The sequence below is a fragment of the Marinilactibacillus sp. XAAS-LB27 genome (genome assembly GCF_036039175.1).
Classification (GTDB): domain Bacteria; phylum Bacillota; class Bacilli; order Lactobacillales; family Carnobacteriaceae_A; genus Marinilactibacillus.
The window spans coordinates 60377-81942 of record NZ_JAYXKP010000007.1; the positions used below are offsets into that span (position 1 = coordinate 60377).

23 protein-coding genes and 1 pseudogene are annotated in these 21566 nt (G+C 37.3%); 16 read left to right on the forward strand and 8 right to left on the reverse strand.

What is annotated here, in order from left to right; translation table 11 throughout:
* Positions 1 to 56: 56 nt before the first annotated feature.
* Positions 57 to 479 (reverse strand): organic hydroperoxide resistance protein, encoded by a 423-nt coding sequence (locus VXN63_RS09510; RefSeq protein WP_327757821.1) that lies wholly within the window; start codon positions 477 to 479, stop codon positions 57 to 59.
* Between the two features lie 121 nt (positions 480 to 600).
* On the opposite strand from VXN63_RS09510, the gene VXN63_RS09515 reads away from it, so the two are divergent.
* Both VXN63_RS09515 and rlmH read left to right on the forward strand, forming a co-directional pair.
* Positions 601 to 1032 carry a MarR family winged helix-turn-helix transcriptional regulator gene (locus tag VXN63_RS09515; RefSeq protein ID WP_327757822.1) on the forward strand — a complete coding sequence of 144 codons (432 nt, stop codon included), beginning with the start codon at positions 601 to 603 and terminating at the stop codon, positions 1030 to 1032.
* 11 nt (positions 1033 to 1043) lie between these two features.
* Entirely contained in the window at positions 1044 to 1523 is a 480-nt protein-coding gene (gene rlmH, locus VXN63_RS09520; protein WP_327757823.1) for a 23S rRNA (pseudouridine(1915)-N(3))-methyltransferase RlmH, read from the forward strand.
* A 115-nt stretch (positions 1524 to 1638) separates the two neighbouring features.
* On the opposite strand, the gene VXN63_RS09525 is transcribed toward rlmH, so the two are convergent.
* Positions 1639 to 2019 (reverse strand): VOC family protein, encoded by a 381-nt coding sequence (locus tag VXN63_RS09525; protein WP_327757824.1) that lies wholly within the window; start codon positions 2017 to 2019, stop codon positions 1639 to 1641.
* Between the two features lie 263 nt (positions 2020 to 2282).
* On the opposite strand from VXN63_RS09525, the gene VXN63_RS09530 reads away from it, so the two are divergent.
* From VXN63_RS09530 to VXN63_RS09565, 8 genes and pseudogenes are all read left to right on the forward strand, one after another.
* Positions 2283 to 2609 carry an RNA polymerase sigma factor gene (locus tag VXN63_RS09530; protein WP_327757825.1) on the forward strand — a complete coding sequence of 109 codons (327 nt, stop codon included), beginning with the start codon at positions 2283 to 2285 and terminating at the stop codon, positions 2607 to 2609.
* A gap of 12 nt (positions 2610 to 2621) precedes the next feature.
* Positions 2622 to 2768 (forward strand): annotated as a pseudogene (locus tag VXN63_RS09535) (RNA polymerase sigma factor); the annotation flags it as partial.
* Positions 2765 to 3697 carry a zf-HC2 domain-containing protein gene (locus VXN63_RS09540; protein WP_327757826.1) on the forward strand — a complete coding sequence of 311 codons (933 nt, stop codon included), beginning with the start codon at positions 2765 to 2767 and terminating at the stop codon, positions 3695 to 3697. The pseudogene VXN63_RS09535 and the gene VXN63_RS09540, both read left to right, overlap by 4 nt.
* Positions 3694 to 4164, forward strand: a complete 471-nt coding sequence (locus tag VXN63_RS09545; protein WP_327757827.1) for a DUF2691 family protein — start codon at positions 3694 to 3696, stop codon at positions 4162 to 4164. Before VXN63_RS09540 ends, VXN63_RS09545 begins: the two co-directional genes overlap by 4 nt.
* 199 nt (positions 4165 to 4363) lie before the next feature.
* Complete coding sequence (locus tag VXN63_RS09550) at positions 4364 to 5821, forward strand: DEAD/DEAH box helicase (protein ID WP_327757828.1); 1458 nt, start codon at positions 4364 to 4366, stop codon at positions 5819 to 5821.
* A gap of 163 nt (positions 5822 to 5984) precedes the next feature.
* Positions 5985 to 6548 carry a hypothetical protein gene (locus VXN63_RS09555; protein ID WP_327757829.1) on the forward strand — a complete coding sequence of 188 codons (564 nt, stop codon included), beginning with the start codon at positions 5985 to 5987 and terminating at the stop codon, positions 6546 to 6548.
* A 63-nt stretch (positions 6549 to 6611) separates the two neighbouring features.
* Positions 6612 to 6956: a hypothetical protein gene (locus VXN63_RS09560; protein WP_327757830.1), complete on the forward strand. Its 345-nt coding sequence runs from the start codon at positions 6612 to 6614 to the stop codon at positions 6954 to 6956.
* Positions 6957 to 7261: 305 nt separating this feature from the next.
* Positions 7262 to 9526 (forward strand): EAL domain-containing protein, encoded by a 2265-nt coding sequence (locus VXN63_RS09565; protein WP_327757831.1) that lies wholly within the window; start codon positions 7262 to 7264, stop codon positions 9524 to 9526.
* 99 nt (positions 9527 to 9625) lie between these two features.
* Here the strand turns inward: VXN63_RS09565 and VXN63_RS09570 are convergent, their stop codons facing one another.
* Entirely contained in the window at positions 9626 to 10957 is a 1332-nt protein-coding gene (locus VXN63_RS09570) for a dihydrolipoyl dehydrogenase family protein (protein ID WP_327757832.1), read from the reverse strand.
* Between the two features lie 220 nt (positions 10958 to 11177).
* On the opposite strand from VXN63_RS09570, the gene VXN63_RS09575 reads away from it, so the two are divergent.
* Both VXN63_RS09575 and VXN63_RS09580 read left to right on the forward strand, forming a co-directional pair.
* Complete coding sequence (locus tag VXN63_RS09575; RefSeq protein ID WP_327757833.1) at positions 11178 to 12062, forward strand: AbaSI family restriction endonuclease; 885 nt, start codon at positions 11178 to 11180, stop codon at positions 12060 to 12062.
* A 38-nt stretch (positions 12063 to 12100) separates the two neighbouring features.
* Positions 12101 to 12409, forward strand: coding sequence for an MGMT family protein (locus VXN63_RS09580; protein ID WP_327757834.1), 309 nt, complete (start codon positions 12101 to 12103; stop codon positions 12407 to 12409).
* A 52-nt stretch (positions 12410 to 12461) separates the two neighbouring features.
* Here VXN63_RS09580 and fabV read toward each other — a convergent pair whose 3' ends face one another.
* Entirely contained in the window at positions 12462 to 13658 is a 1197-nt protein-coding gene (gene fabV / locus VXN63_RS09585) for an enoyl-ACP reductase FabV (protein ID WP_327757835.1), read from the reverse strand.
* Positions 13659 to 13851: 193 nt separating this feature from the next.
* Here fabV and VXN63_RS09590 point away from each other — a divergent pair, with 193 nt between their 5' ends.
* Both VXN63_RS09590 and gloB read left to right on the forward strand, forming a co-directional pair.
* The gene (locus tag VXN63_RS09590) at positions 13852 to 14568 is read left to right on the forward strand and encodes a hypothetical protein (protein ID WP_327757836.1); all 717 of its coding nucleotides are present in this window, start codon (positions 13852 to 13854) and stop codon (positions 14566 to 14568) included.
* Positions 14569 to 14655: 87 nt separating this feature from the next.
* A complete protein-coding gene (gene gloB, locus VXN63_RS09595) occupies positions 14656 to 15360 on the forward strand; it encodes a hydroxyacylglutathione hydrolase (RefSeq protein ID WP_327757837.1) in 705 nt (234 codons plus the stop codon).
* Positions 15361 to 15433: 73 nt separating this feature from the next.
* Here the strand turns inward: gloB and VXN63_RS09600 are convergent, their stop codons facing one another.
* Positions 15434 to 16000 carry a hypothetical protein gene (locus tag VXN63_RS09600; RefSeq protein WP_327757838.1) on the reverse strand — a complete coding sequence of 189 codons (567 nt, stop codon included), beginning with the start codon at positions 15998 to 16000 and terminating at the stop codon, positions 15434 to 15436.
* 148 nt (positions 16001 to 16148) lie between these two features.
* Here VXN63_RS09600 and VXN63_RS09605 point away from each other — a divergent pair, with 148 nt between their 5' ends.
* Together VXN63_RS09605 and VXN63_RS09610 are read left to right on the forward strand one after the other, a co-directional pair.
* Entirely contained in the window at positions 16149 to 16484 is a 336-nt protein-coding gene (locus tag VXN63_RS09605; protein ID WP_327757839.1) for an ASCH domain-containing protein, read from the forward strand.
* Positions 16471 to 16587, forward strand: a complete 117-nt coding sequence (locus VXN63_RS09610) for an ASCH domain-containing protein (RefSeq protein ID WP_327757840.1) — start codon at positions 16471 to 16473, stop codon at positions 16585 to 16587. The genes VXN63_RS09605 and VXN63_RS09610 overlap by 14 nt, the downstream gene beginning before the upstream one ends.
* 123 nt (positions 16588 to 16710) lie before the next feature.
* Here the strand turns inward: VXN63_RS09610 and VXN63_RS09615 are convergent, their stop codons facing one another.
* The 3 genes from VXN63_RS09615 to VXN63_RS09625 all read right to left on the reverse strand — a co-directional run bounded on the left by VXN63_RS09615 (position 16711) and on the right by VXN63_RS09625 (position 21490).
* Positions 16711 to 16911: a hypothetical protein gene (locus VXN63_RS09615; RefSeq protein WP_327757841.1), complete on the reverse strand. Its 201-nt coding sequence runs from the start codon at positions 16909 to 16911 to the stop codon at positions 16711 to 16713.
* 125 nt (positions 16912 to 17036) lie between these two features.
* Entirely contained in the window at positions 17037 to 19409 is a 2373-nt protein-coding gene (locus VXN63_RS09620) for a hypothetical protein (RefSeq protein ID WP_327757842.1), read from the reverse strand.
* Positions 19406 to 21490 (reverse strand): efflux RND transporter permease subunit, encoded by a 2085-nt coding sequence (locus VXN63_RS09625; RefSeq protein ID WP_327757843.1) that lies wholly within the window; start codon positions 21488 to 21490, stop codon positions 19406 to 19408. The genes VXN63_RS09620 and VXN63_RS09625 overlap by 4 nt, the downstream gene beginning before the upstream one ends.
* Positions 21491 to 21566 lie beyond the last annotated feature (76 nt).

Sequence of the window (21566 nt, forward strand, 5' to 3'; positions counted from 1 at the left end):
AGACCAGACCTTGTTGAGGAAACAAGGTCTGGTCTTGGATAGTTGGGTCATATGATTTATTTTGCGATTGCAGTTCTTTTAACTTCTACGTTACCGTTGATTGCTCTTGAGTAAGGGCAAACTTTGTGTGCTTTTTCAACAAGTTCTTCTGCTTCTGCTTGAGTGACGTTTTCGATTTCTACTGTTAATTCAACAGCTAATCCAAAGCCTTCGCCTTCTTTTGCAATACTAACACTAGCAGAAACTGTTGAGTTAATTTTTTTCTTAGCTTGTCCAGCTACTAACTGAAGTGCGCTATCGAAACATGCTGAGTATCCAGCAGAAAATAACTGTTCAGGATTTGTTTTTCCTTCTTCGCCACGTCCGCCTAATTCCTTAGGTGTAGTTAGCTCTAAATCTAAAACGTTATCTGAAGATTGAACATGTCCTTGACGTCCACCAGTTGCTGTTGATGTTGCAGTGTATAATGCGTTTGACATTTGAATCACCTGTCCTTTTTTAAATTTGCTTACAATTAGATTGTACACAATCTAATTAAAGAAGTCAAACTATATAAACTTACTTTATAAATTGATATAATCAAGGTTAGGAGTGATGAACATGTCTAATGAATTATTAAAATTAGAAAATCAGTTGTGCTTTTCTTTATATGCCACAACAAGACAAATGACAAAAATATACCGTCCTTTATTAAAGGAACTCGATATTACGTATCCCCAATACCTAGCACTACTTGTCTTATGGGAAGTAGATAAAATCTCGGTAAAAGCAATGGGAGAGCGCTTATTTCTTGATTCAGGTACGTTAACGCCCATGCTTAAGCGTATGGAAGAACATGGTCTGATCAAGCGGGTGCGTTCAGCTGCAGATGAGCGTGTTATTGAGGTTAGCTTAACAAAAAAAGGAAAAGAAGCAGAAGAAAAAGCTGGCTCTATTCCGATTAATTTTTATAAGCATCTCAATTTGGAAGAAGAAGAATTTTTTCAGTTAAAAACAATCCTATCTAAAATGATGGGCCGATTTGGCGAATAAGGTGGCATAAAATGGATATTACGATTATTTCTGTAGGTAAGTTAAAAGAAAAATATTTGATTGAAGGTATTAAAGAATATGCTAAGCGACTTGGTGCCTATACAAAGTTTAAAATTGTTGAGGTCCCTGATGAAAAAGCACCGGAAGAATTAAGCGAAGCAGAAATGATACAAGTCAAAGACAAAGAAGGCGAAAGAATACTCGCAAAAATTCCTAACCAGGCTTATGTTTTTTCGCTTGCTATCAAATCAAAAGAACGCTCATCTGAGATGTTCTCCAAAGAAATCCAACAACTGATGCTGCACGGAAACAGCAGCATCGTTTTTGTGATTGGTGGATCACTCGGACTAAGTGACGCTGTCATGAACCGCAGTGACGAAACCATCTCCTTCGGTAAAATGACCTATCCGCATCAGCTAATGAGACTGATCTTGATAGAACAGATTTACCGTGCTTTTAGAATAATGAGGAATGAACCTTATCATAAGTAGATGATGTTATGAGATTATAAGTAGTGGTATATATGTAAGATAATGGTAAAAAGGAATAAAAAATATAAGCATAATGGCGGTGGCCACTATGCTTATATCTATAATATTCAAAAAATTATCTTTCGCGTTTTACTTCAATACGGTAACCATCAGGGTCTGTTACGAAGAAATACGACGGTGTACCACCTGAAAGTCCTTTTAACTCACCTGTTTTGTAAGCAGAAGCTTTACAGATTTCATGCATTTCTTCTAAATCACCGACAGTTACACCTAAATGACTGAAGCCGTCTCCTACATTGTATGGCTCTGCATCATAATTGTAAGTAAGCTCAATTTGTACAGAAGAGCCTGGAGAGTTCAGATATATTAATTCAAACTTATTTTCTGGGAATTTTCTATGGCTAGCAACTTCAAAATCAAATAGATTTGTATAGAAGTCTAAAGTAGCCTCAAGATCTCTAATACGTAAACAAATTTCAACAAGTTTTTGGTTCATACTATCATCCTCCAATAATTTCTTAATTTTATTTTAGCATGAATAGGTTTCCTACGCACATTTAACCAGTGAAACAATTGTCAGATTAAATGGGTTAAGTATTCCAGTGTATGGCAGAACAGTCTCGAGAAAATCATTATAAAAACTATAAAAAGATCTCTATTTATTTCTATACAATAAAATAGAGGTCTTTAATTTTTTTATATTAAAAAAGTTTGTAAGATTTTGACAGTTAATGCGTCTTATCTATAGGAGGTGAGAAGGTGGTGGAACTTGAAGAAATCTACACATTGTATTTTAAAGATGTCTATTTCTTTGCATACAGCTTAACCAAAGACAAGCATCTGGCAGAAGATATTACGTCTGAAACATTTTTAAAAGCATTAAAATCCTTAGATAGTTTTAAAGGGGAGAGCGACATACGCGTATGGCTTTTTCAGATTGCTAAAAACACTTATTACTCCTATTTAAGGAAGTCTAAAAAGGAGACGGAACTTGATGCACTAGAGGAGATAGCAGCTGAAATAGATATTGAGAAGCATGTCTTTACAAAAGAAGAATCGATGAATGTACATAAAGTTCTACACTAGCTTTCTGAACCTTATAAAGAAGTCTTCACGTTGAGGTTGTTTGGAGGATTAAGCTTCAAACAGATAGCTGAACTATTTGGCAAAACGGATAACTGGGCTTGTGTGACGTTCTATAGAGCGAAAGAAAAAATAAGAGAAGAAATGAGGAAGAGCGAATGAAGGTATCCTGCGATGTCATAAAAGATCTTATTCCACTATATGCGGAAGGTATGTTAAGCGAAGATTCTGTCCAATTGGTAGAATCCCATCTTGAAAGTTGTGAAGAATGTCGAAATAGGCTGAACGAATTGAATGAGCCTTATCATGCTCCTTTAGATACTAATGTCATGCCTTTGCTGAAGATGAAAGAAGCTTTAAAAAAGAAAAAAATAGTAACAATCATTCTTACTTTTGTTTTTGCGTTATTATTTTCTACCATCTTTTTTGCTTTCGTGACTGAACCAAAATATATTCCATACAGCGAAGACTTCATTCAAGTAAACGAACAACCAGATGGTTCCCTCGTTGTTGAATTCAGTGAGAATGTATCGGACTATCAAATGGATCGATATTCGGTAGAAGGAGAATCTAATGTGTCTTATCGTTTTACTGCGTGGACAAATAGTTTGGATGAATTCTTTCAGTCGAACGAAGTCGATTCTGTTGTACTAAATACAGAAGATGAAATAGTATCATCTGTATACTATTATCAAACTGAAGAGTTAGAAGACCAATTACTATATGGGATTAATGAAAATCCAAACGGAGGATCACTTACATTACCAAGATTGAATCTATCTTATTATCTTGGAGCAGCAATGCTGTTTGGGGGCTTATGTCTGGTCGTGGCCATGTTATTTAGGAGACGTAAACAAATCCTCGAGCTATCTCTTAAGTTGTTTTTATTACCTGTGTCTTATGTCGTAGCTCACTTGATTATTATGGGAATGACTTCCGCATCTTATCACTCAGCAAGGGATCTGCTAGCTATTATTTTGATTACGATGTCACTCTATGCGTTAATGTTACTTGGAATAGGCCTTTATTCTATAAGCAGAGAAAGAAAACGAATTGAGAAAATTAACCAGGGTAGAGGAGGTATGAAATGAGAGGGATGTCGTTCGAAATTCCTAATATGTATGGACAGCATCTACTTGATATTCTGGAAGAAACGAATCTAAAAGATATGAACTGGTGGATAGGTGGAGGAGAATCTTATAGAATTCAAAATAATACATTAGGAGATTCACTTTTTTCTAAAGATTGGGAAACGAATGGAATAGGCGGAGAAAAACTGTACGTATTGATATCAAAACAAGAGTACTATCTTATCTTTTGCGACTTAAAAGGCTTTCCCAAAAATTCAGAGGTAAAAGAAGTTGCAACATACGAAGAATTTCTGGAAAGTGACTGTCAGTTTGTTTTAAATCTAGTAGATTCCTCATACACGACGATCTACTCTAAGAACCAAACGACGATTGAGAGCTTATATACAAAAGCAATCATTTTAGGATATGAGAATGTGAGTTACTTGGAAGACGAAATTGATGACAATACTACGCTTATTGCATTTTAGGCATCAAATCCTAAGCAGAAACTTAGTAAAAACTGAGTTTCTGTTTTTTATTTATCATAAAAACGTTTATTGATTCGCATCAGAATGGTAGACTTTAGACTATAGAAGAGTCGATAAAAAGGTACTGGACATTAAAAAAACAGTTAATTGTAAAAACTCTGTTATAATCATTCAGCTAAGAAAAAGAAAGCAGGAAAATATGAATAAGCAATCATTTGAAAAATTTGAGATTAGCCCAGAAATATCAAAAGCTTTAACGAGTTTACGTTACTTCCACCCGACAGCGGTGCAGGAAGCCGTTATCCCGTTAGCCTTAGAGAAACAAGACATCATTGTCGAATCCCAAACAGGTAGTGGTAAGACCGTTGCTTTTGGTATTCCACTTTGTGAACAAGCAGAATGGGAAGAAAATAAACCACAATCTCTGATTTTAGTTCCAACTCGGGAGTTAGCACTGCAGGTTAAGGACGATATCATGAATATTGGTCGATTGAAACGGATTAAAGTTACGGCTGTATTTGGTAAGTCTCCCTTTAAGATACAGAAATCTGAATTAAAACAAAAAAGTCATATTGTGGTCGGTACGCCAGGACGAATCTTGGAACATTTAAAAGAAGGTACACTAGTAGTCGATAAAATCAGCAGCTTAGTTTTAGATGAAGCCGACGAAATGCTGAATATGGGGTTCATTGAACAGGTAGAAGAAATTATTGGCCATTTACCGACCGAACGTCAGACGATGCTGTTTTCTGCGACGATGTCATCAGAAATTAGTCGTTTAGCTAGTTTTTATATGAGAGATGACCGAGCTTCTGTGAAAATGGAAGCATCAGTGGAAAACACGCCTAAGATTTTACACTCTTATATTAACGTAGAAGAGTCCTCTAAGGAAAAACTGCTTTTAGACTTACTAACGATTGAAAACCCGGATGCCTGTATCATTTTTTGTAACACTAAAGATGCAGTAGACTCTGTTGTAAAATATTTGGACGAAGCCGATTTACCAGTCGATAAGTTACACGGCGGTATGGAACAAGACGACCGCTTGGATGTAATGGATGAATTCCGCTCTGGGAAACTACGTTACTTGGTGGCTACTGATGTTGCGGCTCGTGGAATCGATATTGATAACGTGACACACGTCGTCAACTACGATGTTCCTGTTGAAAAAGAGAGCTATACGCACCGTACAGGCCGAACAGGTAGAGCGGGTAAAACAGGATTAGCCTTGACAATGGTCAGTAATGCTGACAGAAGACGTTGGCAAGAAGTTCGTGACTATACGTTCGATGGTAATCAAGAGCTGACGGAAATAACAGCGCCTAACGAACGTGCAGTGACCCGAGCTAAAGTAGCTTTTGAAAAGAAAATAAATACGCGTATTGCACCGAAAAATGCCCGTAACAAAGAATTAAATAAGGACATTACAAGAGTTTACTTCAACGGAGGTAAAAAGAAAAAACTCCGTGCAATTGATTTCGTCGGTACATTAACGAGTATAAGAGATGTATCAGCCGAAGATATTGGTATCATCACGATTCAAGAAAATGTTACCTATATCGAGATCATGAATGGTAAAGGTCCCTATGTGATTTCTGAGATGCAAAACCGTACAATAAAAGGAAAAAATTTAAAAGTAAATAAAGCACGTAAGTAAAAAGTGAATTACTATCTATAAACAAAACACATTATTTTTCAACTACTGAAAAATAGTGTGTTTTATTTTATTTATACTAACTAGTAAAAGCAGTATGTCTAAGATAAAATAAACATAAAATTAGATATACATATAAACGAGTTAAAGATAAAGGAGTATCATGATGAGGGAAATAGTGGTTAGCGCGTTAGTGTTACTCAGCTTGACGAGTCTTTCAGCATGTGCAAGTCTAGAGGAAGTGACTGTAGTAGAAGAAAACCAGCCAGATGTTCATCCTGTAGAGAATATAGAGGAAACGATTGTATATAGTACAGAAGACGTCTCTACATTGCATACAGAAGCTCCTTCCGTAAAGCGGATCAGTGCGGGCTATGATGTACCAATGGACTTTGACCATATGTATGAAGAAATTTTTTGGGGCGTTGAAGAAGAGAGGGAAGGTACAGCGTATCAATTTCTTCATGTTCACCCGGGGATTGTAAACATGGGAGACACAATCATAGTGGACTGGAATACAATGGATCCACAGCCTACTGAAGTTCAGCTAATTGAAGTAAATCCAAATAATGATCCCGGAATAATCAGTGAGATGACTGTTCCTGAGAGTGAAAATATAAGGATTGAAATTAGCGAAGAAGAAATAGGTAAGCAGTATACTGTCCAGTACTTATGGAAAGATGGAGAAGTCGTTACTGGAAAAACAATGCTGGGATTTGAATTTGAATAAACGATTCCATTTCGTAATATACAGAAGTATATGGAGTATTTAAAAGTATGTAAGGAGTAGGTAATGAAATTTTTACTATTAACGCTGTGTAGTCTGATTCTTATTGCTTGTCAGTCAAAAGATAGTAGTTTAAATCAATCAGATATAGAAACAGAAGTATCTAAACAAAAACCGATAGGGGATACTACTGGAGAATTCGTAGCAGAGATTGTATCCTTCGACGAAAATAGTGCAGTCGTTCTTGCAGAAGATCTTTCGGGATATCCTAACGGATCAGAAATTAGTGTATCCTTACCAGAAGGAGAAGGTTGGGAAATAGGAGACGTTGTACGTGTTGAGTATGCAGGTGGATTTATGGAAAGCCATCCCATGCAGATTAAACAGAAGAGTATTAAAAAAGTACAGTAAGTAGCAAAACACTATCGAAGCTGGCACAATGTGTAAAGAAAACAACTTTATTCAAAAGTACAGCGAAGCGATAGTCATTTTTTATATTTTATTGATGTGCTAAGAGGACTCCCAACCAGTTTAGGGAGTCCTTTTTTAGCTTAACTTTTAACAATTTTCAAATATAAATCTTTATTGTACTCTAGTCTGAATATCTTATTGTACAATAAAAGATAAGGTCTTTGAGTAATATCGAAAGTAGTCTTAAATAAAGAAAGTAAAAGACGATAATTTCTATAAAGCATGTCTCGTTTAGGAGTGAAAAAATGACAATGCTGAAAGAAAAGCGATTTATTGTAATTTTTATATTAATGAACGTTTTTATACTGTTTGGATGGAACTTAATTTTTAGAGGTAATGTATGGTTAATGAACCTGGATATTCTTATCCTTCAAACAACGGCCATGCTTTTTGGACTGATTCAGTTTAGAAAAGCGTATAAAAAAACGGACAATCAACAAAAAACATTCTGGCTTATATTGAGTATCGGAGCGGCCTTGTGTCTCGTTGGAAATATGTTTTGGCTTGTTCCACAGATCATAAAGGGAGAGTTTGTATCTACAGGTATTGAGTACCTTTTCTGGTTATTGGGTCGAGTTACTTATCTGATTGCGCTGTTTTACCGCATCAGAGGTATCAATACAATTAAATTCAAAAAAGTCTATATTTTCAACATATTGATTTTCATGATTACTACGGCATCTGTAACTTTGTATTACTTAATAGAGCCAACGTTGAATTATGCAGAAAATTCATTATCATCTATTGTTGTAGCTTTGATGTACCCAATCATTAATTCGAGTATCCTATTAATGATTTTTGTTATTTGTTATCTCATTTACAAAAAAATAGAAAGTCGTATCATGATCTTCCTTGCTGGAGGCTTTCTGTTGACAGTGATTGGAGATAGTTATTATGCTTTTTTGGAGTCGAGCAGTAACTTCGCTCCTGGGGGTACAGTTGCCTATTTGTGGCTGATTGGTATGTGGCTACTTGGATTTGCAGGGTATTTTGCGAAAGATAATGAAAGGGTGCGAGAACAATACGATGAAGGATTTGGTCTACGAAATACAACGATTCTTCCTTATATCAGCACATTAGTCCTTATTATTCTCGTAATTGATAGCTATAATTGGGTAGTTAATTCTCTTAGCTTTGGTTTACTGATTGTCATTGGAATGATTATTTTTCGTCAATTGCTCATTATAAAAGAAAACAACGGCTTGATAAGAGAATTTAGTTATCTAGCTTATCATGATCCATTGACGGGGTTAAGCAACCGTACGGAATTCAAAGAAACGCTAGAATCCGAAATGAAAAGAGTACAAGATAAAGAAATTGTCTTAATGTTGATTGATCTCGATCGATTTAAGGTAGCTAATGATACACTCGGGCATCAAGTTGGAGACGAAATATTAGTCAAAGCTGCTGAACGTATTGAAGAAGTTCTTGGACCCAATATGAAAGTATTTAGATTGGGTGGTGATGAATTTGCAGTCATTATTCTTCAGGAAATGGATTCAAAATGTAATGTCTTGGCAGAAAAAATTCTTCAGAATATTCAAAAACCGTTTAAGCTTAATGACTACGAAATCAGTCTCACAGCTAGTATAGGCATTAGTGTTTTTCCAAAGACGGGTCGTTCTTATGAAGAGCTGTTTAAGTTTGCAGATACGGCAATGTATTTAGCTAAAGATAGTGGTAAAAATGGATTTAAATATTATGATGATAACTTGAGCGAAGTGATGGAACGTAGACTGAAAATTGAAAGTGATTTGAGAAAAGGGCTAGAAAAAAATCAATTTGAGTTATATTATCAACCTAAAGTTTCATTGGATTCCAGAGAAATTACTGGGGTGGAGGCATTGCTCCGTTGGAATCACCCAGAATTAGGTTGGATTTCTCCTGTTGAGTTTATTCCAATTGCAGAAGAAACAGGGCAAGTGATGGCTATTGGAGAATGGGTCTTAAGAAATGCTTGTAGGCAAAATCAAATCTGGCGAGAAAAAGGACTACCCTCTATAAGAATGTCTGTGAATGTATCCGTTAAGCAATTTCAACATGGCGGACTCGTAAGGATTGTAAAAAAAGCACTTGAAGAATCTGGTTTATCTCCTCACTATTTAGAAATAGAGGTCACTGAGAGTATTATGCAAAACACGAGTGAAAGTAGTGAAGTTTTGCATCAATTCAGAGAAATGGGGATACAAATTTCTATTGACGATTTTGGAACTGGGTACTCCTCGTTGAATATTATTCAGCAATTACCGATTGATACAATCAAGTTGGACAGATCATTTATAACGGATATTGAGAACGAAAATCAACTCTCTATGGTCAAAACGATTATCAACTTAGGCGAAAATTTAAAATTGAATGTAGTAGCTGAAGGAATAGAAACAGAGTATCAGCTAACAAAATTGATTGAAAGTGGATGCCAAATTGGTCAAGGCTTTTTGTTCTCAAAACCCGTTGAACCTGACCAGTTTGAATTATTACTAAGACAACGTGTATTTCCAAACAGACAATGAAAGAAAGCTATAATAGCTTTTGCAAATTAGATACACAATAAAAAGCGTCGCTCTTCTAGAAATAGAAGGACGACGCTTTTAAATTTCATGTGCCAACTTTTAAGAATAAATAGACGGCAAGTCACTAGCGGGCGTTGGGTAAGCAAAGATATGATGAGCAACTTCACTGGCTGAAACTTTTTGTTCGATTAATTGACTGAAGTAGTTGATCAATTCATCCGCTTCATTGTTCAAGCAAGCTGCGCCGACTAATAATCCGGATTGTTTGTCTTTCACGATTTTGATTGTTGAGATGGGTTCGTTGGTTCTACGGTAATTGAACCATTGAGTTGCATCAACCGTAGACAATTCGTAATCATCATTGCTTTCATCAACCATCATACCGATTTGAGCCAATTTAGGGCCGGAAAATACCATTGTGGGAATACTTGGATAAGCTATGGGGTCTGTCGCTTTACCAGTCAAGTACGAAACGACGTAATTAGCCTCAAATGTACACACAGGGGTCAGTTTCGGTTGACTCTTAGATAAGATATCTCCGATGGCAAAGATAGCTGGATTGCTTGATTGAAGATGCTCATTGACCGTGATGCCTTTCTTGTCATACTCTACGCCGGCCTTTTCAAGATTCAGTGTATCTGCATTTGGAATCCTTCCGGTCGTACAGAAGACTAAATCTGTATTTAATTCAAAATTAGAGTCATCTTTTAATGCATAACCGATAGACGTTTTTTCTACTTTAGAAATATCTACGTTGAAATGGAATGTAACACCTTTGGCTTCTAGTTGTTTAACTAACTGGTCGACAAGTTCATGGGCGAAGTCTTTGAGCGGTCTATCGTTATGCTGAATGACATGAACTCTAGACCCAGCTGCATTAGCGATCGCTGCAAACTCAAAAGCAATGTACCCTCCACCTACCAAAGTGATGGTTTCAGGCATTTCTGGAAGGGATAAGAAATCGTCACTGGTCAGAAAATGCTCTTTTCCTTCAATGTCTAATATAGAAGGACGTGCGCCAGCAGCGAGAATAAAGTGATCAGCTTTCAACTCGTCACCGTTTACCTCTAAATGATTTTCGTCTATGAATGCAGCTTTCCCAGTAAAAGTTTCTACACCAGAAGATTCTAAACTACTCTTCATTTGTTCAGGAACGGGAGAAGTAAAGGTCTCTTTAAATGCCATAAGGTCTGGCCAGTTTACTTTAGGAGCAGAATTCAGCCCTTTTCCTTGTAGTTGATTGACGTGATCTCTAGCTTCAACCGCTGATACGAGTACTTTTTTCGGATCACAACCTCGGTTTGGACAAGTCCCACCCCAAAGGTCTCCTTCTATAATGGCAACACGTTTACCATTAGCAGCTAAACTTGAAGCCGTCCCCATTCCGGAAACCCCACTACCAATAACCACTACATCAAACTCTTTTACCATGAATAACGTCTCCTTTGTTGAGTATTTTCCATTAAAGATCTGCATGTTATTTTTAACACAGAAAGTGAGACATTGAAAATGAAAGAACCTGGAAGCAAGAGTATTGGGGAATGAAATGTTAGTTTGCAACAATTCTTTTAGATGAAGTATGATGGGATTACATTGTTATTGCATTCGAATATGAAACAAAAGATGACTTTATAATCTAAAGGGGAATACTATGGACAAAGTTGATTATTTAATCAGGACCTTTTCGCGTACAAAGCGGAAGGATTATGAAAACTATATATTAAATGCTATATGGCAAGGAATTGATTGTATAGATATTCGTCCGGTGACACAGCAATTCGTTAGAGTGAATGCTGACAAGTACTATTTGATTGATTTGTATTTTCCACAAATTAATATAGGTATTGAAGTAGATGAAGCATTTCACAAGAAAAACATTGAACTGGATTTGAAAAGGTCCTTAACTATCGAAGAAAAGCTTTCATCCATTCGAGAAGACAGTCTATTTGAGATAAAACGTGTAGATGCAACTTTGTCACTACAGGAATTGACCGTTAGAATAAAAGAAATTTCTCTAGAGATAAAAGAAAAAATCATAGAAAATGATATCACACAATGGGATACGGACATATCTGTTAAAGAACGGGTTGAAGAAAAAGGGTTTTTATCTGTAGATGACTTTTACCGATTTCGCTTAATGACAGATGTGGCCAATCAGTTATTTTTTAAAGAGTATAAAGGTTTCCAGCGAGCAAGTTTCAGTACTATTGTAGAGGATACACCTGTAGCCGTATGGTTTCCAATAATTTCTACTGAGGATAAGAAAGAGCACAATCAATGGTTAAATTATCTTGATAACACATGGAGTATACTTGAAGAAAAAAATATTCGTGGTGATGATAAATTACACCATCATAAAATCGGGGAATTAAGAATCGTTTTTGCTAAAATTAGAGATCATTTTGGTAAATTTAACTATCGGTATATTGGTAATTTTAAACTAAATAACATATCAGCAGACAATAAAGTACGTAGTTACGTAAAAATAAGTGAAACGTTATATATTGATTATCAGAACCAGACAATTACTCTTTGAGAGACATGGTCTATTAAGATAGTTGAAAGGAAGAGAAAATGAGCAAAATTCTGAATGAAGATTTGATTTACGAAGTTCTATCTGTTGTCGATGAGATCCCAGAAGGAAAAGTTGCGACATACGGTCAGATTGCTAGGTTGATTGGGAGAGAAAAGAACGCTCGCTTGGTCGGTAGAGTGTTGAGTATGTCTGAGTTCTACGGTAAATATCCTTGTCACAGAGTGGTCAATCATGCCGGCAGATTGGCTCCGGGCTGGAAAGAACAAAGAGGACTGTTAGAAGCTGAAGATATACCGATGAAGAATGAGATTCAAGTAGAGTTAAGATCTTGTCACTGGGACGAATAAGAGATAGGTTGTAAAAAAGAGGTTATGGCTATTGCGCCATAACCTCTTTTTATTAATACTCTAATGCTTTTAGCTCTTCTAAAGTAACGTCTTGTTCAACGTAATTTTCGACCATGAAGCCACTTAAGTTTGAAAATTCTTTGTAGAACAGGTCGTAAGCTGTTTTATCAGAATTGAAATTTTCTTCGTTTAATTCTAAAATCAGTTCTTTTGTTTTTGCTTGCGTGTCGCTATCCAATTCCCAGCTATCAGGTCTTAGACGGCCAACTTCATCGTATTCAGGTTTATTGCCGTAAATCATTTCACGGTAAATACGGTCCTGGTGCATAATTGGTGTTTCGTGCGTGCCTTTTTCTTCCATGACTTTATACAAACCAATACAGTAAACAGGGAAGAATGGAATAACAGAACTGGCTTTAGTGGTTACAGCCGTTGCGACAACAATCAGCGCTTTACCATTGATATCTGTTAATAGTTCATTGATATTTTCAGCTTTTTCATCACAATCTGCTTTGGCACGGCCAAGTGTACCGCCACCGTAGTAAGGATGATTGAGTTCTGTTCCTAGATAAGAATAATTTGTTGTTAGAACACCGTCAGAAAGAACGCCAGCTTCTTTTAAAGCTTTCATCCATAATACCCAGTCTTCTCCACCCATAACCTTAACAGTATCGGCGATTTCCTGGTCAGTTGCAGGATCCAGCGTTTCAGTATAGAAAGTTTGTTCTTGCATGTTGATATTTGGTCCAACGACTGGTTCACCAAGGGCTTTGATAGAAGACATATAAGTTTCTCCAGTATCGGGATCGTTTCTACGACCACTTGCCAAACTATATACGACTAAGTCGACTTTGCCGCCGAATTCGTTTTTGATGTAATCAATGACTTCTTGTTTACTTTCATGGCTAAAAGCATCTTGCACAAAGTTTTTCGCTACAAGGCCTTCTTTTTCAGCAGCTTCTTTGAAAGCAATGTTGTTATACCAGCCAGCTGTTCCTAGTGAACGAGCACTTTTAGGTCCTTTTTCAAAAGAAACACCAATTGTATCTGCGCCTGTACCGAACGCCAGACTGATTCTTGTTGCTAAGCCGTAACTTGATGATGCGCCAATGATTAATACTTTTTTAGGACCTTCAAATGATCCCTTATTTTTAACGTAATCGATTTGATTTTGTACTTCTTGTTTAAGTCCAACTGGATTGATACCCAAGGCAACATTTCCTCGAATATTTTGTTTGAATTCCAACATGATTTATTTCCTCCATTAACTTGTTATAGTCCTATCATATCAGAAAAAACGCTGTAGAGAGAGCTTACTTATGAAAAAATCGCTTAACTTTTTAGCATTTTATAAAATCATTTTTTGAAGCTTGTCAGTGGAGTGATTTAAGGATATGCTAGGGTTAAATCACGATAAAGAAATATAAGGAGTTGTTTTTTATTTGAGAAAGATTTTGTCTGTTCTGAAAGGGTTATTGTTATTTATTGTTGCTTTTATTCTTACCATGATCAGTTACCTGTTGCTTAGTTACATTCAACGAATAGTGTTAGTACCAGATGACTTTTTGCTTTGGACGTTTAACTTTCCTGTAATTATACTGATTATTATTGTCGAGTTGTTTGTGATCACTATCTTATTTTATTTCTTTCATAAATCTTTCAGAGAATACTTTCAGGCTAATTTTTCCAACAAAGATTTTGTCAGAAAACATCAAAAGTTAGTGATTGGTTCTTTTATAGGTGGAAGTATCTTTTTACTCTACACCACGGTTACATCAATCACGGTTGTTACTCCTGATAAAGTTATTGATCACTCATTTCTACGCCCACTAGGACGAGAGTATACATACGATGACGTTGTGAAGATTGATACAGAAGTGAAGAGTGAAAAGTCGATTATACCGTTGTATTCTGAAGGAGATTTTATTTATATAATTGAGTTGAGTAGTGGGAAAAGAGTTTACTTGAATGATGTTGGCGAAACAAATGATTATGAACACCCCTTTTTTACAATTGAAGAAATTGATCGTAAATTAGTAAATAGAGGGATTCCGAAAGCTTCAAGTATGGAGAACTTTGAACTGGCTACTAAAGATCTTGATAAAGTCTACACAGATGGGATACGAAGGATACTAGAAAATACTGACAGTGTAGAGTAAGACGAGCTTTCAGGCGAGTTCGTTGAATTTTACCGCTAGTAACAGCTATACTTTAAAAGTAAGCAATCAGATAAAGGAGCGGTCACTATGAATGTTCAACCAATAAAAGCATTATCAGACAATTATATTTGGGTCATGGAAGAGGGCGATCGTGCAGTCGTAGTCGATCCGGGCGAATCTGCTAAGGTATTAGGTTACTTAAAAGAAAACCAATTCAAATTAGAAGCCATTCTTTTAACGCATGAGCACGATGATCATATTGGCGGAGTCAAAGAAGTCTTAGCTGATTATCCGGATACACCTGTCTATGGTCCCAAAGAAACAGAACAGCTCAACACGAATACTGTAGGAGATGGTGACACGTTTGAAGTGCTAGATCAAACTGTAGAAGTATTTAAGACTGCAGGTCACTCAGCTGAGCACATTAGTTTTCTAGTAGGGAGTGCCTTGTTCTGTGGCGATGCTCTATTCTCTGGCGGGTGTGGACGCGTATTTACTGGAGATTATCAAGCCCAGTATGATGCCTTGCAAGTATTTAATCAGTTAGATGACGGTGTATTTGTCTACGCTGGTCACGAATATACTCAAACCAACTTGCGATTCGCACAATCCATTGAATCTTCAAACGAATCGATCTCTGAAGAACTAACGCAAGTCAATGCGCTGAGAGAACAAGATGATCCAACATTACCGTCAACGATTGGAAAAGAAAAACGAATCAATTTATTCTTGAAGGCCGATTCAGTAGAAGCCTTCACAGATTTAAGGAATGCGCGCGACGGTTTTAGCTAACCATTCAACCTATTTCATAACAAGCTAAAAAGGCACTATCCGAAAAGATAGTGCCTTTTGTTCGTTTTATTCTTCATAAAAAAATATCTACAGCTAAACTGAGGAAAAGAAAAGCTGTCACAGCGATAGACAGGACAATTTTTTTCTTTTTAGAATCTGAATTTGAAATAGATAAAGTGGTTTTAGTATAATAGAAAGCACCTATTGAAATGAGCAGTAATTCCAAGAAAATACTAGCTGGAATAATGTTCCAAAGACCAAATCCTAAAAGGGGAAAATCTCCAATACTTCCAGGAAGAATGGGTAAATCTGGTCGATGTACAATCAAGTCGAGTATCCAGTGACTGAAAACAATAGCGCCGGTAATCAGTCCAGATTGATCACCCCAGATCTTCTGTGCAACAAATGCAGCAATCAAAGAGAGAATGAGCGCGCCAACAAGAGAATGAGTATAGAAAGCATGAATCATCATATTGCCATATCCGCCTTCGCCTATAGGTTCAATAACTTCCAGTCCAGCTAAATTAAAGGGAATGAAGACAATATCCATTAACTGTGAGCTAACGAGTAAAGACCATAAAGGTAGCTTTGGAGCTTTGATTCTAGCAGCAGCGGCAATGCCAAAGTGTCCTGCGAACAATTTAATGACCTCCTCATAAAGATATGAATTTGAAAATTGTTGATGATGTACTTAAAAGTATATGCTAGTGATGTCGTACTTAGTGTAAAGAGTTTGTAAGGGGAAAATAAAAAATAGAAAGTGAGTGTGAAAAGTGGTAAACGATTCTGTGGTTCAATTATGGAAACAGTTTAAAAAAGAGTATCCGAATGCTCCAGAGCACTACGAAGCTTGGGCATTTGGAGATTCCAAAGAAATGGCGGATGAACTTGCAATACTGGTTCTTGAGGGAACGAAGACAGCAACAGCATCCAATTATACGATGTACGAAGAACATGAACCTTTGCCTTACGTTGGGCTTTATAATGTCTTGCTAGATGGAAGTGGTCAGGCCGTAGCTGTTATTAAAACGACATCGGTAGAAGTAATGCCTTTCGATGAAGTGTCAGAGGAACAGGCTTTTCTTGAAGGTGAAGGAGACCCGGACGTTGATGTACTGGCGTAAGGTTCATCAAGAGTTTTTTGAGAAAGAACTGAGAGAAATAAAACAAGATTTTCACGATAAGATTCCTGTTGTCTGCGAAAAGTTTGAAGTGATTTTCAAATAATCATAAAAAAGGACTAGCGATTTTTCGCTAGTCCCTCTTCTTTTTATCTAAATAAATCTAAGAACCGTTGTCATGAACAAGACTGTTCTTCTACAGACTGGACGGTTTTTTTCAAATCTATCATTACTTTTTACCGAGATTACCTAAACCACCAAGGCCAAGATCACCGAAGGATTGTTTTGCGGTATCCATTAATTCATCACGTTCGTTTTTATCGATTTTTCCGTCTGAATGAGCTTCTTTAACTTCTTTAACCAATTGTCCGGCTTTATCTTTGTCTACATTTTTGATTTTTTGCTTTAGTTCATCAAATTTTTGACTCATCTAATCCATCCTTTTTTGGTCTATTTAGTACATTCATACCTTAAGGAAAATCGTTGAATTATTCAAACAATAAGATTGTGAAATAGACAGTGCAACTCTTCGTTTTAAGTGATCATCTGTTTGATTTATTTAAATAGATTCAGAAATTTCTGCCATAAGCTTTCATGTTCTTCTGAATGATCAGTTGCTGTAGTATCGACTTCTTTTTCTGGTGCACGATATTGAATCACAAATTGAACATTTTCCGTTTCTTCGTTTCGCTCATCCATATAAGACTGGATCTCGTAGTCTGAATTAGAAAATTCCTCGATTGCCTCATCAATCTTTTCTTTTGTTTTAACCGGTAGACCGCTTGTTTCTTCTCTAAGTTCATTTGTGCCATCTGTTAATTGATCGGCGCCTTCAGCAAGATCTGAAGAACCTGTTTTTGCAGAACGTAGCCCATTAGATAAGTCATCTGCACCGACAAATAAAGCATGCGATCCGTCTTTTAATTGAGCCGTTCCAGAACGAAGCTCGCCGATACCGTCAGTGAAAGCCAAAGAACCTTCATGTGCTGTGTTTATTCCCTGATTGAGTGTTGAGGCACCTTCTTGTAATTGAGTGGTTCCGTTAGAAAGGTCTTGGATACCAGATTGAATGGCTTTTCCACCACTTAATAATGTGCTTGAGCCATTATCAAGCTGTTCAGCGGCTGTAGTAGCTTTATCGATTCCACCAGAAAGTTGGCGGACACCAGCTGTATAATCCTGTACGCCTTGATCTAGTGTATGGTACTGATTGGTCAACTGGCTGATTGCACTTTGAAGTGGTGCGATTTCTTCAGGTAAGGAAGACAGACCGTCAACAAGAGTTGTTATGGCTTGGTCAAACTCTTTGTAGCTTGAGACAAGTTGAGTACTACCTGATCTTAATGCACCGTCTTCTTTTACTTGGCTGTGAATACCGTTGATCAATTGATCGCTACCAGAAATATATTGTGCATTAGCAGAAGCTAGTTTCTCGGTTTGTTCAATCGCTGTTTGTAATTGTACGAGGACACTTTCTTCTATTACCCCTTCTTCAACAAGTGGTTGTAATACAGTCAGTTGCTGCTTCAGCTCAGATAGATTATCTGCTGCATTCTGATTCAGTCCAGCTAATTCTGTAGGATTCACACCTGCATCAGCTAGTTTGCCTTTATATTGAGAAATGCTACTGTCCATACCAGCTACACCCTCGCTGAGTGTTGTTAAACCAGTTTGAATTGAACGAGAAGCTTCTTTTAATTGTGAAACGCTATCCATAGAAAGTTCGACTTCGTTCACTTTACGCTGCATGGTTTCTAGAGCTTCAAGTACAGCAGTAGAGCCACTGGTTAAGCTATCTGATTTGCTATCAAGCTGGTTTAAGCCTGTTTCAATCTCTTCAAGACCTTCCGATAAACTGGAAATACCTTGATTCAAGTCTGTTAAGCCAGTGAAGAAAGGTTTTGACTCTTCAGATAAGGCTTGTCCACCAGCTTTTAGTTGTCCGGAAGCTTGAGCAAGTTGAGTGCTACCTTGCGTCAAAGTAGACAGTCCTTCTTCTAACGTTTTTGACTTTGTGAAAGCTTGGTTGGTTCCGTCAGCCAGTTTTTGGCTACTGCGGTCTAACTGAGAAGTTCCATCAGTCAGCTGGTTACTTCCGTCAAGTAGGTCTTGCATACCATTTGTCAGGTCTAGACTACCGTCGTAAAGCGTCTGAGAACCTTCATCTAAAGTTTGAATACCGGTCTCTAATTCTTTAAGTGGATCAGTGAATTCAGAAAGATCAAAGAGATCATCTCCGATCGTCAAACTCAAAGGCGCGCCATTGATGGACCAATCTAACTCCTCAAAGTCAGTGGTTCTTACAGTGAAAGAAAGATCTTCCTCCTGACCAGGCAAAACAGTCCACTGAACTTGTCGTTTGTTACCAGCAGTACTTGTAATTCCATTAGGGCTATGCAAATCAAAATGAGTATCTAGATTCATAGATGTACTAACTTGCAAAGCATAGTGGTCTACAAAATCCATTAACTGTTCATTTGTTGTGTCTGTTGGATTGATTGAAACCTTCACTGTAAATGTGCCTTTTGAATCTAGGATTGTTTGAGGATCGACTTCTTTTCCGTCCATCAAATAAGTGAACTGGAAAGTCCAAGGAAGACGCTTGTCTGTGACTTTTCCTTGTGTGAAGACACGCGCTTCGTCTGTTTTAATCGATGTTTGATTATTTTGAGAAGATAGCTCAGAGTGAGTTGTGTTAAGTAGGTGCAACGCCTCATATTGACCATAATCTGTTAGATCTTCTGTTGCTGATCCTGTTCGTTCAAAGAGATTTGTTACATACATACTTTCTAGATTTCCTGACAAATCAATCGTAGAGTAAACAAGTTCTTCTTTGCAGTAGGAGGGTTCTTCTTGAGCCATGACTGGAAAAGATAGCGAGCTTGCGATAATTCCGGCGGTACTTAGACTAATTAATGCTTTTTTCATGAGTGTGATCCTTTCTGATGTTTGAATGTCATGTTCAATGAGCCTTTTTCGATCCAGCGATCTGTTAAATAAAGTAGAATCGGTAATCCGAAAAAGACAACGAACATGGAAAGTAGAGTACCCTGAGCTAGTAAATAACCAATCTGAGCAGGTACTTGATTCGTAGAAAAGGTTCCAAATAAAAATCCTGCAGCAGTCATAATGACACCAGAGACGATAATGCTTTCTCCAGATTTTTCAATCGCTGCGAGTAAGGCGTCTTTTTTAGTTTGAAGATGTCGTTCCTCAATGTAACGGTCGGTCAGCAAGACGGCGTAGTCAACCGTTGCCCCTAGTTGAACAGAACTTAAGATGAGGAACGCGATATAAAATAGTGCACTTCCTCTAAAGTAGGGAAGTCCTAAATTGATCCAGATGGCTGATTGAATACTGATCACTAAAATCACTGGTAGAATAAGGGATTTGAATGCAATCGCAATGACGATTAGGATACCTAAAATAGAAGCGATATTCACAATACGTTGATCAGAGCTGATGACATCTTTCAAGTCATACGTCGATACGCTGTCGCCCGCTAATAGATAATCGTCTCCAAAGAGGGAAACGGCTTTTTCGCGAATCTCTTCGATCATGTCAAAGGTCTCACTACTTTCGGCTGGTAACGCTGTTTTGAAAGCTAACCGGTTATAGTCATTTGAATGAAGCATCTCTCTAGTAGACTCTGGAACGTATTGAATCGGGATGGCCCAGCCGACTTCGTTTGAATAAGCTTGGACTTCTGTAATGGCTCCTAAGTGCTCTAAATACTCGACCATTTCTTTTTCGAGTGCTTCATCTTCTGTTGGAAGCATTAGTGCCATAAGGTTCTCGTGACCAAAGGACTGCTCGATAGATTGTTGTTCTTGCATAACCGTATTGTCTTCAGGCAGCCATCTCGAATTACCGTAGTAGAAATCATTGTGCTTTTGAGCAAGGAAAAAGATACCAGCAAAAACAACGAGTAACGGTACAGTGAAATAGCGTACCTTGTAAACCAATTTAGCAAGAGGTCTTAACGACGGAATAAATGAGCGATGCATCGTTTTCTCTAATAGGTTTGCACAAACGAGTGTCATAGCTGGAAGGAAGATAAAGACAGAAAGTAAACTGAAAATAACGCCTTTCGCTAAAACAATCCCCATATCCGCACCGATACCGAATTTCATTAAAATCAGTGCCGCAAATCCAATCACTGTGGTTAAACCACTGGACAGTACGGAGCCTAGAGAATTGTGAAGTGCCTTGACCATCGCTTCCTCTTGAATCAGGCCTTCTTTTCGGTACTCTTCATACCGGTGAAGTAAGAAGATGGAATAGTCGATTGAGACACCGAGCTGCAAAATAGGGAAAGCGTTCTTTGTCACAAAAGAGATTTCGCCTAGAAAAATATTTGTTCCACTATTGATTAAAATGGCGAGACCGATCGTACCAAGGATCAATACGGGTTCAATCCAAGAAGAGGTTGAAACCAGTAGAAAGAGAAATGCGATAACAACAGCAAGACTGATCGTAGTGAACAGATCGCTACTGGTATGTTGATCCAATTCGTAATCTTGAACAGCTGGCCCTTCCATTTCTCCTTTTTCTCCGATAACGGTTCGGATTTCTTGAATCACCGCATCTCTTTGTTCGTTTTCCTCAATATCCGCTGAAACGGTAAATAAATCTTTTCCATCCTTAAGGTAATTCTGAACCGTTTGTTGGTCCATCATTTCTAAAGGTTCTTCTATATTTTCTTCATCATCGAGCCACTCTACTGAAGTAACGTGCTCAATTTGGCTGAGCTGTTCTTTCAATTCAAGTGCTGTCGTTATTCCGTTGTCTTCTACTGCTATACGAATGGTAGAAGGTTGAGGCGGAAACTCATCTTCCATCAAATGGATCGCTTGCGTAGAAGGGGAGGAACTAGGTAGATAATCGACCATATCATTATTGATCCCGACAAACCTTGCTAGAAAAATAGAAAGGATTCCTAGAAAAATAAACACAAAAATAATGGATTTCCTAAATTTTACGATGGCTCTAAATAATCTTTCCTTCATCATACCGACTTCTTTCTTAAAGTTTTGACAAATGTTCAAATTTAAACTAGTGTTAATTATAAGGACTAAGCTAGAA